The following is a 14,514-nucleotide window of genomic DNA, read 5'->3' as shown; positions in this document are numbered from 1 at the left end:
CAGCACTGACCGATTGCCACATGCTATCTACCGACAGTCACCCGGGGCAGCCTCCAGGCGGCGAACGACAGATCAACGTTGCGTCAATTCCACGTGCGGAAGCAGCACTTCCAGGACGCATCACGGAGTGTGCCCGTGAGGTCACGCCGCTACTGTCCGGAATCATATTGACTGCCAGTCCCTTTTGAGAGTTACTGTCATTTGATAGAGACTTCCCTTCGGAGGGCCCTGGAGGTCACCGTGCCCGCCACTCCGCCCGCTACCGCCACCACCGAGGTCACCGACCCGCGCCGGTGGCTCGCCCTGGTCGCCGTCGCCCTCAGCGTCCTGGTGATCAGCTTCGACATGACGATCCTCAACGTCGCCCTGCCCACGCTGGCCTCGCAGTTACAGGCCACCACCGGACAGCAGCAGTGGATCGTCGACGCCTACACCGTGGTGTTCGCCGCCGCGATGCTCCCGGCCGGCCTGCTCGGCGACCGCTACGGCCGCCGCCGCACCCTCACCGCCGGCCTCGCCCTGTTCGGACTCGCCTCCGCCGTCGGCATGCTCACCGACTCCCCCGGCACCCTGGTCGCCGCCCGCGCCTTGATGGGCCTGGCCGGCGCGCTCGTCATGCCGATGTCCATGGCGGTCATCCCCGGACTGTTCCCGGCCGCCGAACAACGCCGGGCCACCGCGATCCTGGCCGCCGCACTCGCCGGCGGCGCCCCGCTCGGGCCGCTGATCGGCGGCTTCCTGCTCCAGCACTTCTGGTGGGGCTCGATCTTCGCGATCAACATCCCGCTGACCGCGATCGGCATCGTCGCCTGCGTCCTGCTGCTGCCGGAGAGCCGCAACCCCGCCGCGCCCCGGATGGACCTGCCCGGCACCGCGCTCGCCGCCGCCGGACTGAGCGCGCTCACCTACGGCATCATCGAGGGCGCCGACACCGGCTGGGGCGACCCGCTGGTGGTCGGCACCCTGGTCGGCTCGGTGCTCGCGCTCACCGCGCTGGTACTGCGCAGCCGCCGCCGGAGCGACCCGATGCTCGACCTCGCCCTGCTCGCCGACCGGACCTTCCGCTGGTCCTCGGTCGCGGCCACGCTGATCTCGCTCGTCCTGTTCGGCGCCTTCTTCGTGCTGCCCCTCTACTTCCAGAGCGTGCTCGGCGCGGACGCCCTCGGCTCCGGGCTGCGACTGATGCCGATGATGCTCGGCCTGCTGATCGCCGCCAGGCTCAGCGACCGGCTGGTCAGCCGGGTCGGCGCCCGTACCGTGATCACCCTCGGCCTGGCCCTGCTCGGCGGCGCCCTGCTGTTCGGCAGCCGCACCGGCGCCTCCGACGGGTACGGGCGCGCCGCGATCTGGCTCACCGTGCTGGGCCTGGGGATGGGCCTGTCGCTGATCACCGCCCAGGCCTCCGCCCTGATCACCCTGCCGCCCGCCAAGGCCGGGGTCGGCTCCGGACTGCTCCAGACCCTGCGGCAGGTCGGCGGCGCGATCGGCATCGCCGCCTTCGGCAGCCTGCTGGCCGGGGCCTACCGCGGCGCGCTGGACACCGGCGGCCTGCCGGCCGACGCGGCGCACCGAGCCGGCAAGTCGGTGGTCGCCGCCGACGCCGTCGCCCGGGCCACCGGGCGGTCGGCGCTCAGCGCCTCCGCGCACGCGGCGTACGTGCACGGGATGGGCGTGGTGCTGCTGGTCGCCGGCCTGGTCGCGGTCGTCTCGGCGGTGCTCGTCGCGGCCCGGATGCCGGCCGACCGAGCGGGCGACCAGACCGCGGACGCACCCGAACCCGCCGCCGCGGGAGATCGCCGATAATCGTCGGTATGACTCCCAAGCAGCCGACCGCGGCCCTCCCGGACGCCCCGACCAACCCGGTCCAGGCGCTGCTGGAGGCGCCGCTGTCGCTGCGCGAACGCAAGAAGCTGAAGACCCGGCAGACCATCCGCCGCGAGGCCTACCGGCTCTTCATCGAACAGGGCTACGAGAACACCACGGTCGAACAGATCGCCACCGCCGCCGAGGTCTCGCCGTCCACCTTCTTCCGCTACTTCGCCACCAAGGACGACCTCGTCCTCTCGGACGAGTACGACCCGGCGATGGTCTCCGCCCTGCTGGCCCGCCCCGCCGACGAGCCCTTCCTCACCTCCTGCCGGGAAGCCCTCATCGGCCTGATCCGCGCCCTGCTCCAGCACGAGCGCCAGGAGCTGCTGACCCGGATGCGGCTGGTCACCGAGGTCCCCGCGCTGCGCGCCGGACTGGACCGCTCCGGCAACAGCCCGCGGGACCTCTACATCACCGTCCTCACCCGACGGGCCGGCGTCGAGGAGCCCACGTACGAGATGCGGGTCACCGCCGCCGCCATCGGCGCCGCCACCACCGAGGCCGTCCTGCAGTGGGCCGCGGGCGACGGCCGGGAGGACATCGCGGACCTGGTCGACCACACCTTCGCCCTGCTCGGGAGCGGCTTCGCCGGGGTGTGAGCCCCGACCTGCGGGAAAGCGGGGCCCGGCCCGACCGGCCGGACCCCGCTCGGTGTCAGCGGGTGCTCCGCCTGACTGGGAGCAGTGGAGGTCAGTGCGACCAGTACGGGTCGTCGACGGGGTCACGCCTGGCACCGGGCGACGTTCTGGCGAGCGGGGACACTGGTTCGTACTCATCGGCGGGCTGGTACAGCGCCCCATAGACCTCTGCGCTGAACGTCAACAGATAGGTTGAATCCTGCTGCGCCCTCGCGAGGAACGTCAGGAACGTCTCACCATCCAGCTCTCCGACCCCCCTCACGGACTGGATCTCATCAGAGGGATCCGATCGATGGGCGACTCGGTTCCCGAGTGCCTTCCAGGCCTGGGTCACCTGGTCCATCAGGACCAGCAGTTTCGCCCGCGAGATCACGGTACGAACGGTGACGATCTCGGTGACAGTCGATCCCATGCTCGGCTCGCCGTCCCAAAGATCGCGCTCCCTCTCCACCTCGAACTCAGCCCCCGTGTAGGTGAGTGAGGGCGATATCCCGTTCATGGTGGCGCGCACGGCATGGTCGATCCGGCCCTTCGCCTCGCCATCCCCCAACCGGCCTGATCGATCCGCCAGCGCCAACGGCCCGTACCCGTTGACGAAGAGCACCGAGCCGACGGCCACCATGATGACGAACGACAGCACGATCGAACCGATCACCTTCCCTCGGGCCGTCATCGGCCCTCAGTCAGATGAACGTCATCGGGCTTGCCTGAGACGATCGCGGCGACGTTGCCCAGCGAGGGACCGCCCGTCTCCGGGGCCAGGTACTTGGTGTGCATCCCGAAGTCCACCCAGCTCCACGACTTGCTCCAGCCGTCGACGGTAAACCGCTTGGCTCCGAACGAGTCGCTCGACGGGTCCCTCCCGTACCAGAGGTCGTGCGGGTCAGACCCGACCACCCCGCCAAAGGGCCAAGGCACCGACGCGGCCGCCGCCGAGGGAATCTGAGTGACCGGGTCGTTGTTGCTGCACCTGCCCACACATGGCCGGCGGGCATCCCCAGGTCCGAAGCATGCTTCACGCCGACGCCAGGACTTCCGATGATCACCACGTCGTCCGGCAGCGTGTAGTTTCCATGGTGGGCGGCCATCTTCGTGGCCTGTCCGACCAGGAGCGAGCCGTAGCTGTGCCCCACCGAGGTGATGTGTGGACACTGGCCGCTCGTGTTGGCCGCCCGGAGTCCGGTGACGAACCTCGCGTAATCGGGCGCGCCGTTCAACGCCTGCTTGGGCGTGGTCGCCCTGATGTCGATGTCGGGTGGGTCGTAGCCGAGCCAGATGACGGACGCCACCGATCCACCGGGCTTGACCTTCTTGTTGGCCTCCCGCCAGACGTTCAGCGCGTTCTCCGCCTCGTTGGTGCCGGGTGTGGTACCCGGCTTCGCCGGGCCGAGCGAGTCGGGGGTGGTGGTGATGCCGGGCACGTACGACGAGATGTCGGTGGCGGTGTCGGGGTTGCCGAAGGAAAGGATCGCGCGGCCCTGGCCTTCGGTGTCGATGCCGATCAGGTACGTGTGCGGCCTACCGTCCGTCGCCCTGGCATCCTGGTCGAGGCGGTCCCAGATGGGCCTGAGCTTCTTGTACTCCGCGTCCTCTTCCTTCGTCCGGTCCTTCTTGTCCTTGAGTTCGTTCATCCGCTTGTCCAGGTACCGCCGGTTGACCTGGTCCCGCACCTCCGCCGGGATCCCGTCCAGGTTCCCGATGTTCTCCGGGTGGTGGTCGATGAACCACTGGCGCCCGTCCGGGCCGAGGTTGTTCCACCAGCTGTTGACCTCCGTCGGAGGCGCCCCCACGGCTGGCATGTCCCTCAGGTAGGGCGCGCCCGGACCGCTCGCCGCCTTCTGGTCGGCCTCGGCGACCGCGAGCGTCAGGCCCGACTTGCTGGTGGCGTGCTGGGTGAAGCCGTTGAGCAGTCCGGCCAGTGCCTGGTCGGCCGCGCTCGCCTCGGTGATGGCGGCGCCGATCCGCCTGGAGATGTCCTCGGCCGCGGCCTTCTGCTTCCCGTCCTGGCCCGCGTCCACCGGTCCGCTCGACGCGGGCCAGCTCACCGTCCCGTCGTCGCTGACTGTCAGACCCTTGGTGCCGGCATCCAGGACGGCCTGCCGGAGCTTCGACTGGGCGAGCGCGAAGAGGTCCGCGTAGTCCCGCAGGGTCTGGCCGATCGAGGCCAGTTCGGTCTCGGCGGCGTGGAGCTGGGTGGTGGTCGCGTCCAGCGAGGGGATCGCGGCGTCGGCGGCCGGTCCGCTCCAACCGGACCCGTGCACCCGGTCTGTGGTGCCGCTCTTCCAGTCGGAGGTGTGCTGCGCGTACGCCTTGTGCAGCGCGTCGTACGCGTCCCCCGCCGCGTGCAGGTCCTCCGGCTTGACGTTCTTCAAGCTCGTGAAATCGAGGCGGCTCGCCCCCGCCTTCTGGCCTGGATCAGCCATGAGTGTTCCCCCCGATACTCGGCGCTACCATAACCTCTACGACTGCCACAGTGACACCGGGGGACATGATGGCTGACGGCAAGGGATTCACGGTCAAGCCCGGCGAGTTGACCGCCGCCGGCAACAACGCGGTGACGGTGGCCGGGAAGGTCCCCGAGGAAACCGCGAAGCTGGCGGAGCCGAGCGCCAAGGCGGCCGGGAGCCTGGCCGGTTGGCAGAGCGGGGCGGCGCTGACGGGGTCCAGCAGCGCCTGGAAGGCGCTGCTGGACGGGCTCTCCAATGACATGAAGTCGGCCGGGGGCAACCTCATCAGCTGTGCGCAGACGTACCTGAATGCCGACCACCTGCCGCCGCCCACCACGACGGCGGCTTCCGATCCCTTCGACACCAAGGTGGCCGGCGTGACCGGTGGACACCTGACCAAGAACGCATAACTCCCCTACCGCGCCTCGAAGTCCAGGACCACGGCGTCCTCCACCGCCCGGTACCCGATCTGCTGGTAGATCGAGTTGCTGATCGGATTGTCGAGGTCCGTGTACAGCAGCACCTCCTGCGCCCCCAGCCCGAGCACATGCGCGGACGCGGCCGCCGTGACGGCGCTGGCGTAGCCGTGGCCGCGGAGGTCGGCGGGGGTGTAGACCGGGCCGATGCGGGACATGCCGGCGAGGACCGGGCTGGTGCCGGCGACGGAGACGGGGCGGCCGTCGTCCGCCCAGAGGTGGAGGCCGCCGTTCGCGATCTTCTCGTCGACCGCCTTGGGCACGTCGGGCAGGCGGACCTTGACCTCGGCCAGGAACTCGTAGTACCAGCGGATCACCAGCTCGCGGTCGGCCGGTTCGGCGAGCCGGTGGCGGCCGGCCGGCGGGCGCGGCGGGTCGGTCAACTCGCCGAGCCGGTAGAGCCGTTCGCTGACACTGACGGTCCGTTCGGCACCGGTGGCGGCCGTCCAGGCCGCGCCGAAGGCGTGGGCCGCCTCGGCTCCGCCGCCGATCCCGGTCACCTCGGTGAACTCGGCTCCGGCGGCGGCCAGTCGCACCGCCAGCTCGGCCGCCACGGCTGGCGGCATGGCGGAGAGTCGGGGCGGGAAGGGCGGGGTCTGCAGGAAGGCGCCCTCGACCGGGCCGCCGTCCCCGCCACGCCACCATCCGAAGACCGGCGGGCGTTCCCCGAACACGTCGAGTCCGGCCTCGGCCAGCCGGTGGGTGATGGTGAGCAGGACGGTGTTCTCGGCCGGGCGGGCGGCCAGGAAATCGCCCGCCTGATCACGGAAGTCGTCGAGCGACGTACTGAGGGTCCAGGTCATGGCCCATGCTCGCCCCGACCGGCCTCCACCCGCCAGCGATTATTCGCCCACCAGCCGCCGTTACCCGGCCGCCGTTACCCGAGCACGGCCCCGAGCCGCTCCCCCAGCACCGCCGGCTCCGTGGTCGGCACCTCGCAGGCGAAGTGCCGGCACACGTACGCGGCGGGCGCCCCGCCGACCAGCGGCCGGTCGGCCAGCAGGGGGACTTCGGTGTCCCCCGGTTCCCCCACCGCGACGACGGCCCCCGGCGCCGTCCCCAGCAGAGCGGCCCGCCGCAGCGCCGCAGTGGCCGGGTGGCCGGCCGGGCCGACGACGGCGATCTCGCGCGGCCCGTCGAGCAGCGCTTCGGCGACGGCCAGGCCCCAGCCGATGAAGCGCGGGGCCCGCCCGGCCAGCGCTCCGACGATGCCGAGGGCGCGCTCGGCGGCGGTGCGGTGGCGGTCGGAGCCGGTGTACGCGGCGTAGCCGAGCAGGGCGCCGGCGGCGGCGGTCCAGCCGGACGGGGTGGCGTTGTCGGTCGGGTCCTGCGGGCGGCGGATGAGTTCCTCGGCGTCGTCGGCGGTGTCGTAGAGCGCGCCGGAGGCCTCGTCGGTGAAGTGCTTGAGCACGGTGTCGAGCAGCCCGCCGGCCAGTTGCAGCCAGGAGGCCTCGCCGGTGACGGCGTACAGGGCGAGGAAGCCTTCGGCGGTGTCGGCGTAGTCCTCCAGGACGCCCGCGTTGGCGCCGGCCCGGCCGTCCCGGGAGGTGCGCAGCAGCCGCCCGTCGGGGGTGAGGTGGACGGCGAGCAGCAGGTCGGCGGCGCGTTCGGCGGCGTCGACCAGGTCGGGGCGGTCCAGCAGGGCGCCGGTCTCGGCGAGTGCGGCGATGGCGAGGCCGTTCCAGGCGGCGACCACCTTGTCGTCGCGGGCCGGGGCGGGGCGGGTCGCCCGGGCCTCGAACATCCGGGCGCGGATCGTCTCGTACTCGGTGCGGCCCTCGGCGGGGTCCTCGGTGAAGTCCTCGGGGTCGGCGAGGAGTTGGAGTACGGAGGTGCCGTGTTCGAAGGTGCCGTCGGCGGTGACGGTGAACAGCCGGGCGGCGGTGGCCGCGTCGGCCGGGCCGAGCAGGTCGACCAACTGGCCCGGCTCCCACACGTAGTAGGCGCCCTCGGCGGTGGCGCCGGTCTCCTCGTCCAGGCTGTCGGCGTCCAGTGCGGAGGCGAACGCTCCTTCGGGCGTGCGGAGTTCGCGCAGCAGGAAGTCGGCGGTGGCCAGCGCGACCCGTCGGGCGAGTGCGGAGCCGGTGGCCCGCCACAGGTGTAGGTAGGCGCGCAGCAGCAGGGCGTTGTCGTAGAGCATCTTCTCGAAGTGCGGCACGATCCACTCCGCATCCACGGAGTACCGGGCGAAGCCGCCGCCGAGCTGGTCGTGGATGCCGCCGCGTGCCATCGCCTCAGCGGTGCGGACGGCCATCTCCAGTGCCGCCTCCGAGCCGGTGCGGGCGTGGTGGCGCAGCAGGAACTCGACCACCATGGCCGGCGGGAACTTGGGTGCCCCGCCGAAGCCGCCGCGGTTCTGGTCGAACTCCCGGCTGAGGGCGACCAGCGCCTGGTGCAGGTCGGCCTCGCCCGGCGGGTGGTGGGCTCCGGCCGAGTAGACGGCGGCCCGCTCGGCCAGGTCGGCCCGGATCCGGCCAGCGACCTCCCCGACCTCCTGCCGCCGGTCCCGCCAGGCGGCGTCCACGCCCTCCAGCACCTGCCGGAAGGACGGCATCCCGTGCCGGGGCTTCGGCGGGAAGTACGTGCCGAAGTAGAACGGTTCCTTCGCCGGGGTGAGGAACACCGTCATCGGCCAGCCGCCCTGCCCGGTCGCCGCCTGCACGGCCTCCATGTACACGGCGTCGACGTCCGGCCGCTCCTCCCGGTCCACCTTGACCGCGACGAACCGCTCGTTCAGGTACTCGGCGAGCCCGGCGTCCTCGAAGCTCTCATGCGCCATCACATGGCACCAGTGGCAGGCGGCGTAGCCGACGGACAGCAGCACCGGCACTCCGCGCCGCTCCGCCTCCGCGAAGGCCTCGGGCCCCCACGGCCACCAGTCGACCGGGTTCTCGGCATGCTGCAGCAGGTAGGGCGAGGTCGCGTCCGCGAGACGGTTCGGCATGCCTCCCATCCTCCCGCATCCGGGGCTACGGAACGGACCAGTGGCTGATCCCGAGGTTGGTGTCGAAGGTGCGCATCCGCCGGAGCACCTGGTCGGGAGTGGGCGCGGCGAGTTCGTCGACGATCCGGCCGTCGGCGAGGAAGACCACCCGGTCCGCGTGGCCGGCCGCGATGGGGTCGTGGGTGACCATCACGATGGTCTGACCGAGTTCCCGGACGCACCGGCGCAGCAGGTGGAGGATCTCGGCGGCGGAGCGGGAGTCCAGGTTGCCGGTCGGCTCGTCGGCGAAGACGACCCGCGGTCGGCCGACCAGCGCCCGGGCGCAGGCGACCCGCTGCTGCTGGCCGCCGGAGAGCTGGGCCGGGCGGTGGGCCAGGCGCGGTCCGAGGCCGGCCGCGTCGATCACGGTGCGCAGCCACTGCCGGTCGGGGGTGCGGCCGGCCAGGACGAGCGGCAGGGTGATGTTCTCCAGCACCGTCAGGGTGGGGATCAGGTGGAAGGACTGGAAGACGAAGCCCAGGTGGTCGCGGCGGAGCCTGGTGAGCCGGCGGTCACTCAGCCGGGCGAGGTCGGTGTCTCCGATCCGGACCGTACCCGAGGTGCAGGACTCCAGTCCGGCCAGGCACTGGAGCAGGGTGGACTTGCCCGAGCCGGACGGGCCCATGATCGCTGCGAACTCACCGGCCCGGAAGGCCACCGAGACCCGTTCCAGCGCCACCACCCGGGCGTCGCCCGCCCCGTGCACCTTGGTCAGGTCGACGGCCGCAGCGGCCGTCGGGGCGGCGGTGGCGGGGGGCCGGGGGTGGCCTCCGGGGAGGGACGGGGTCTCGGTCATGGGTGGTGCTCTCCTCGACTGGGCGCGGGCGAAGGTTCAGGGCTGCGGTCCGGCCGGGCCGGGCGGTGGTCTCAGGCCGGTGGCGGCACCCAGCAGGGCGAGCGAGCGGGCCGCCAGCTCCCGCCCGGCCGCGGCCGGGCGGCCCTGGTGCCCGCCGCTGTCGTGGTGGTCGAGCAGGACCGGCGCCTCCCCGGTGGTGGCCCGGCCGAGGGCGGCGCAGAGCTTCCAGGCGTGCCAGGGCGGCACCCGCGCGTCGCCCGCCCCGGTGGCGAACAGCACGGCCGGGTACGCCGTACCGGGCACCACCCGGTGGTACGGCGAGTAGTCGAGCAGTGCCCGCAGTGCCAGCGGGTCGGCCGGATCGCCGTACTCCTCGGTCCAGAGCCGGCCGAGGCCGCCGGTCTGGTAGCGGGCCAGGTCGGTGAGCGGGGCCACGCAGACGGCCGCGGCGAGCAGCCCGGGCTCCCGGGTGAGTGCGGCGGCGACCACCAGCGCACCGTTGCTGGCGGCGATCGCGCCGAGCCGGCCGGCCGGGGCCTCGCCGCGTTCGACCAGCATCGCGGCGGCGGCGCGGAAGTCGTCGACGGTGGTGTTCTTGCCGGCGCCGCGCCCGGCGGCCGCCCAGGCGGGGCCGAGTTCGCCGCCACCGCGCGCGTGCACCCAGGCGATCCGGCCGCCGGCCCGCAGCCAGGCCTCCAGGGCGGGGTCCCAGCTGGGCTCCAGCGGGATGCCGAAACCGCCGTAGACGGTGAGCAGGGTGGGCGCGGGGCGGTCGCGGTCCTCCGGCCGGGGGTCGCAGACCGTCACCGGGACGGGGGTGCCGTCCCGGCCGGGCGCGGTGAGGGTGCGCAGCGCCGCCCGGTGTTCGGGCGGGGCGATCGGTCCGGTGCCGTCCAGGCGCCTGGTCCAGGTGCCGTACCGGGGGTCGTCGGCGAGCAGCCAGACCGCCCCGCCGACCTGCCCCTCCCGGTCGTACGGGCCGGCGCCGAGGCGCAGTCGGGCGGGCCAGGCCAGGGCGGTGGCGTCGTCCGGTGGCTCGCCCGGCCGGTGCAGGTCGAGCCGGTGGGCGGTGCCGGTGCGGCGGAGCACCGCCAGCCGGGGCGTCCGGCCGGGGCCGAGCACCCGCAGGGCGCTGACCGCGCCGCCGGCCGCCACCGCGGTGGACCGGTCCACGGCGCCTCGGGCCACCTCGGCCAGGTCGAGCACGAGCAGTTCTTCGGCGGCGAGGAAGCAGGCGGTCTCGTTCAGGTCCACCGCGGTGACCCGCCACCCCGCCAGGTCGAGCGGCTGCCAGTCGGGCTCCGCCCGTCCGGTCCACCGGGTGGCCCACCAGCGCACCGGGCCGGACGGTTGCGGACGGGTGCGCAGCAGCAGGTGGCCGCCTGGCCCGCCGTGCAGGGTGAGCCGGACCGGGCCGGGTACCGGCAGGGCGATCCGGCGGGTGGTTCCGTCGCGCAGGTGGCGGGCCGCCAGGGTGTGTTCGGTGCGGGTGCCGGCGGTATACACCAGGGTGTCCCCGGTGAACGCGAGGCTCGCGTAGGGCGCCGCGTCGGGCAGTTGGCCCGGCCGGCCGGTGGGGCGGGTGGGGAGCAGGTGCAGGCCGCCGTTCTCCGCGCCGTCGCGGTGCAGTTGGACGGCGGTGAAGCGGCCTCGGGGCTCGGGGCGCCAGTCGGCGATCCGGTCGCCGTTGCGGCCGACGCCCTCGATCAGTGCTCGGCCGGTGCCGTCCGGGTGCCGGACGGTCAGCCGGTCGCCGTCGGGGCCCCGCTCGTGCCGGAAGAGCAGGCCGCCCGCCTCGGTGGGCGGGGTGGGGGTCCGGTCGGGTGCCTCCCGTTCGACCCGGTCGAGCAGCGCGGCCCAGGCAGGTTCGTCACCCCGGTGCGGGCGCTCGTCCAGCAGGCGCTGCTGGGCGGCGAGCCAGGACCGGGTGCGCGGGGCGTCCGCGTCCTCCAGCCAGCGGTACGCGTCCGCCGGCGACAACGGTGCTTGGGTGTCGTCGAGTTCAGCCACGGACGGTCTCCACGGGGTCGTCGCTGCGTCGTTCCGGAAGGTCCTCGGCCGCGCCCGGCCGACCGTCGGCCAGGCCGGGGGTGGCGGCCAGGCCGGCGGTGGCGACCAGGCCGACCGCGGCGAGGGCCACCACGACCGCGGCCGCGCCGGCCACCGTGCCGGTCAGTCCGAAGGCGTGGGCGCCCAGGCCCGCCAGGGTCGGCCCGGCGGGGGCGACCAGCTGCGCGAGGAAGCCGACGCCGCTGTGCACCCGGCCCTGCAACTCCATGGGGGTGACGGCCATCTGGGTCACCGCGACCAGCACGGTGACCACCGGTCCGGCGGCCGCGGCGAGGGCGAGCGGCAGGACGGCCGACCAGTGCCCCCGGGCCGCCGTGAAGCCGGGCAGGGCGAGCGCCACCACGGCCGTACCCAGGGCGATGCCGCGGGCGGGTGGAAGCCGCCGGGCCAGGACCGGTGCGAGCAGCGAGCCGACCAGCCCGCCGGTGCCGAGGGCCGCGGTCAACACCCCGACGCCCAGGGCGTCCCCGCCCGAGGCGACCACCACGATCAGCAGGCCGTTGAACACCAGGTTGAGCACGGCCGCGTTGACCGCCGCGTAGCGCAGGAACGGCACCCGCCAGATGAACCGGACGCCCTCGGACAGCGCGGTCCGTACCCCCGGCCCGGCCTCGGGTCGCTCCCGCACGCCCCTCGGCAGCAACACCGCGCAGCCGGCGGCCGTCAGATAGCTGCCGGCATCGACGGCGAACACCCAGGCCGGGTGGACGGCCAGCAGCGCGCCGCCGGCCAGCGGGCCGGCGGTGGTCGCGACGGCCGCCCTGGTCTGCAGCAGTCCGATCGCCCGGGGCAGTTGCTCGGGCCGGACGAAGGAGCGCACCACGACGTTCTCGACGGGCGCCAGGGTGCTGCCCACCGCACCGAGCAGCAGGGCGGCGGCGAGCAGCGCCCACAGCGGTGTCGAACCGCCGGAGGCCAGCAGGGCCAGGGCGGCCAGCACCGCGGCCCCGGCCAGGTCGCAGACCAGCAGCAGGGTCCGCCGCTCGCAACGGTCGGCGATGACGCCGCCCGGCAGCCGGGCGAGCAGCACCCCGAGCGACAGCGCCGTGCCGGCCAGGCCGGCCTGCCGGACGTCGCCGCCAGCCCGCAGGGCGACCACCGGGAGGGCGATCACCGAGGCGGCGGTGCCGAGGGCCGAGGCCGACTCGCCGCCGTACAGCAGCCAGAACGACCGGCCCAGGGCCCGGCCGCCCGCCCCGCTCACGCCGAGCCTGCCGCGAACTGCCGCTGGATGCCACGCAGTGGACGAGCCGCCAGCGTCGCCGGGACGGCTGTGGTGACCAGTATCCCGAGCAGCACGCCGACCGTCCACGGCACGTCCAAGGCGGGCAGCGGCCCCTGTCCGACCGCCCGGGCCAGCGGCACCAGACAGATCCCGGCCGTGATCACCGCCAGGACCGTCCCGACCAGCGCCGAGGCGAGCACCTCGTACACCACGCAGCGCAGCAGCTGCCCGCGACCGACGCCGAGAGCCCGCAGGTGGGCACGCTGGGAGCGGCGGTCCCGCTGGGCGATGGCGCAGGTGTTGGCGACGGCGAGTAGCGCGTAACCAGCCACCACGGAGACGATCAGCCGGGAGGCCAGGTCGTCCTGCACGTTGCGCGGCCGCAGGTGGGCCAGGTAGTCGGCCCGCGTGGCGAGCCGCTGGCCGGACCGAAGCTCCCAGCCACTCGGATCGCCGCGGAGCAGCACCCGGTCGGCGTGCGGGGCCGGGGTGTGGGCGAGGGCGAGGTCGGCCGGGAGGACGAACGACGGGAAGGCCAGGTCCCGCTGGTAGACGGCGATGAGCCGCAGCTGGGCCTCCTGTCCGTCGGCGAGCTTGAAGGTGACGCTCTGGCCGAGCTTCCAATGGCGCGAGGCGGTCTCGGTGCTGCCGGCGGCAAACGTGCCGGGCGCCAACTCGTCCAGCCGGCCCTGCTGTTCACCGAGGTCCAGGACGCTCCGCAGGGCCGCCCCGTCGGCACCCCAGGCGCGGGTGGGCCGGGGCTTGTTGTCGTAGAAGCTGGGCGGCGCGGTCACCTCGGTGGCGATCGGCGCGGCGGCGGTGCCGCCGGGCAGGCCGGCGGGCCGGGCGGGCAGCCTGCTGCCCGGCTCTGCGGTCACCACGGCGTCGGCCCGCAACGCCTGCTCGGTCTGCTGCTGCACGGCGGCCCCCATGGTCGCCCCCGAGCCGAGCAGGCAAACCACCGTGCCGACGGCCAGCAGGACGGGCACCGCGATCGCCGCCGTCCGGGCGGGCGCGGCTCGCAGCCCGGCGGCAGCGATGCGCCCGGCCCGCCGGTCGAGCAGCTGCAGCAGGACGCAGACCGGGCCGGTCAGTAGCGGCACGAACCAGGGCGCCAGCACCGCGAGCGTGGGGATGAAGACCGTGGCCAGGCCCAGCACCATCGCGCCCTGGAGCACCGGCGGCATGTCCATCGCGACCATCACGACCAGGATCGGGCCGCAGAGCAGGAGGACCATGGCGATGCCCGCCGCCAGTCGGGCGCGGTTGCGGCGGGGCGGGGCCAGGGCCAGCGACTGGTCCTTGAGCAGATCGATCGGCTGGATCCGACCGGCCGCCAGCACGCTGGCCAGCGCGGCCAGGACGGCGACCGCGCAGGTGCCCAGGCACGCGCCGAGGGCGACCGCCAGGGTCAGCCCGGCGGGCGGCAGGTCGACTCCGGCGGGGAACAGCTCGCGGTCGATCAGCAGCCGCCGTCCGAGCCCGGCCGCCGGCGCCACCCCGGCCGCGGCGGCGAGGGCGGACGGGCCGAGCGCGACCAGCGCGACGTCCGCGGCGACCAGGGCCCGCAGCCGACCGGCCGTCACCCCCAGAGCCCGGAGCACGGCGAACTGCCCGAGCCGCTGGTTGGTCCAGAGCGCGACCGTGGACCCGGTCACCAGCACCGCCGACATCAGCAGCAGCGACAACAGCAGACCCAGCAGGTTCTGCGCGTCGCGGGCCGCCTCGGCGGCCGCGGAGCCCTCGGGATAGGACGGGCGGCTCACCGCCGCGAGCAGCACCAGGCAGGCGCCCACCCCGGTGGCGGTCAGCGCGCAGGCGACCGCGACGCCTATGACCCGCCCGGGGTACGCCTGCACTTCGGCGACGCACAGGCGCAGCCCGCCCAGCGGGCCGCTTCGGCGGGAAGTCGACTCCGATGCCACGGTCACGGTTATCTCACCCCAAAACGGTTAATAGGATGCAGGGTTGGGGAAGGCCGCATGCGCCGCGGCCTTCCCCTTCCCGTCA

At 73.8% G+C, this 14,514-nt stretch carries 11 protein-coding genes; 3 read left to right on the top strand and 8 right to left on the bottom strand.

Translation table 11 applies throughout. The features are described 5' to 3' along the window. Positions 1-240 precede the first annotated feature (240 nt). A complete protein-coding gene (locus tag ACWC9T_RS02695; protein ID WP_449819230.1) occupies positions 241-1,803 on the top strand; it encodes an MFS transporter in 1,563 nt (520 codons plus the stop codon). Between the two features lie 8 nt (positions 1,804-1,811). Continuing rightward, positions 1,812-2,468, top strand: coding sequence for a TetR family transcriptional regulator (locus ACWC9T_RS02690; protein WP_449819229.1), 657 nt, complete (start codon positions 1,812-1,814; stop codon positions 2,466-2,468). 91 nt (positions 2,469-2,559) lie between these two features. On the opposite strand, the gene ACWC9T_RS02685 is transcribed toward ACWC9T_RS02690, so the two are convergent. After that, positions 2,560-3,162, bottom strand: coding sequence for a hypothetical protein (locus ACWC9T_RS02685; RefSeq protein ID WP_449819228.1), 603 nt, complete (start codon positions 3,160-3,162; stop codon positions 2,560-2,562). Between the two features lie 28 nt (positions 3,163-3,190). Next, a complete protein-coding gene (locus tag ACWC9T_RS02680; protein ID WP_449819227.1) occupies positions 3,191-4,930 on the bottom strand; it encodes an alpha/beta hydrolase in 1,740 nt (579 codons plus the stop codon). Positions 4,931-4,995: 65 nt separating this feature from the next. Here ACWC9T_RS02680 and ACWC9T_RS02675 point away from each other — a divergent pair, with 65 nt between their 5' ends. Further along, the gene (locus tag ACWC9T_RS02675) at positions 4,996-5,364 is read left to right on the top strand and encodes a hypothetical protein (protein WP_449819226.1); all 369 of its coding nucleotides are present in this window, start codon (positions 4,996-4,998) and stop codon (positions 5,362-5,364) included. Positions 5,365-5,369: 5 nt separating this feature from the next. On the opposite strand, the gene ACWC9T_RS02670 is transcribed toward ACWC9T_RS02675, so the two are convergent. The 6 genes from ACWC9T_RS02670 to ACWC9T_RS02645 all read right to left on the bottom strand — a co-directional run bounded on the left by ACWC9T_RS02670 (position 5,370) and on the right by ACWC9T_RS02645 (position 14,435). Beyond that, positions 5,370-6,233 (bottom strand): GNAT family N-acetyltransferase, encoded by an 864-nt coding sequence (locus ACWC9T_RS02670; RefSeq protein WP_449819225.1) that lies wholly within the window; start codon positions 6,231-6,233, stop codon positions 5,370-5,372. Positions 6,234-6,307: 74 nt separating this feature from the next. Further along, positions 6,308-8,374, bottom strand: a complete 2,067-nt coding sequence (locus ACWC9T_RS02665) for a thioredoxin domain-containing protein (RefSeq protein ID WP_449819224.1) — start codon at positions 8,372-8,374, stop codon at positions 6,308-6,310. Between the two features lie 25 nt (positions 8,375-8,399). Continuing rightward, positions 8,400-9,209 carry an ABC transporter ATP-binding protein gene (locus ACWC9T_RS02660; RefSeq protein WP_449819223.1) on the bottom strand — a complete coding sequence of 270 codons (810 nt, stop codon included), beginning with the start codon at positions 9,207-9,209 and terminating at the stop codon, positions 8,400-8,402. Positions 9,210-9,245: 36 nt separating this feature from the next. Continuing rightward, positions 9,246-11,219 carry a prolyl oligopeptidase family serine peptidase gene (locus ACWC9T_RS02655; RefSeq protein WP_449819222.1) on the bottom strand — a complete coding sequence of 658 codons (1,974 nt, stop codon included), beginning with the start codon at positions 11,217-11,219 and terminating at the stop codon, positions 9,246-9,248. Beyond that, entirely contained in the window at positions 11,212-12,483 is a 1,272-nt protein-coding gene (locus tag ACWC9T_RS02650) for an MFS transporter (protein WP_449819221.1), read from the bottom strand. The genes ACWC9T_RS02655 and ACWC9T_RS02650 overlap by 8 nt, the downstream gene beginning before the upstream one ends. Beyond that, positions 12,480-14,435, bottom strand: a complete 1,956-nt coding sequence (locus tag ACWC9T_RS02645; RefSeq protein ID WP_449819220.1) for an FtsX-like permease family protein — start codon at positions 14,433-14,435, stop codon at positions 12,480-12,482. Before ACWC9T_RS02645 ends, ACWC9T_RS02650 begins: the two co-directional genes overlap by 4 nt. Between the last annotated feature and the right edge of the window lie 79 nt (positions 14,436-14,514).

The organism is Kitasatospora sp. NPDC001159, from assembly GCF_053598235.1.
This window is presented reverse-complemented; position numbering and strand designations above follow the sequence as displayed.

What these genes read in the sequence shown, in the direction of transcription:
- ACWC9T_RS02690 (WP_449819229.1), top strand. Translation starts at nt 1,812, where the DNA reads ATGACTCCCAAGCAGCCGACCGCGGCCCTCCCGGACGCCCCGACCAAC.
- ACWC9T_RS02680 (WP_449819227.1), bottom strand. Translation starts at nt 4,930, where the DNA reads ATGGCTGATCCAGGCCAGAAGGCGGGGGCGAGCCGCCTCGATTTCACG.
- ACWC9T_RS02675 (WP_449819226.1), top strand. Translation starts at nt 4,996, where the DNA reads ATGATGGCTGACGGCAAGGGATTCACGGTCAAGCCCGGCGAGTTGACC.
- ACWC9T_RS02670 (WP_449819225.1), bottom strand. Translation starts at nt 6,233, where the DNA reads ATGACCTGGACCCTCAGTACGTCGCTCGACGACTTCCGTGATCAGGCG.
- ACWC9T_RS02665 (WP_449819224.1), bottom strand. Translation starts at nt 8,374, where the DNA reads ATGCCGAACCGTCTCGCGGACGCGACCTCGCCCTACCTGCTGCAGCAT.
- ACWC9T_RS02660 (WP_449819223.1), bottom strand. Translation starts at nt 9,209, where the DNA reads ATGACCGAGACCCCGTCCCTCCCCGGAGGCCACCCCCGGCCCCCCGCC.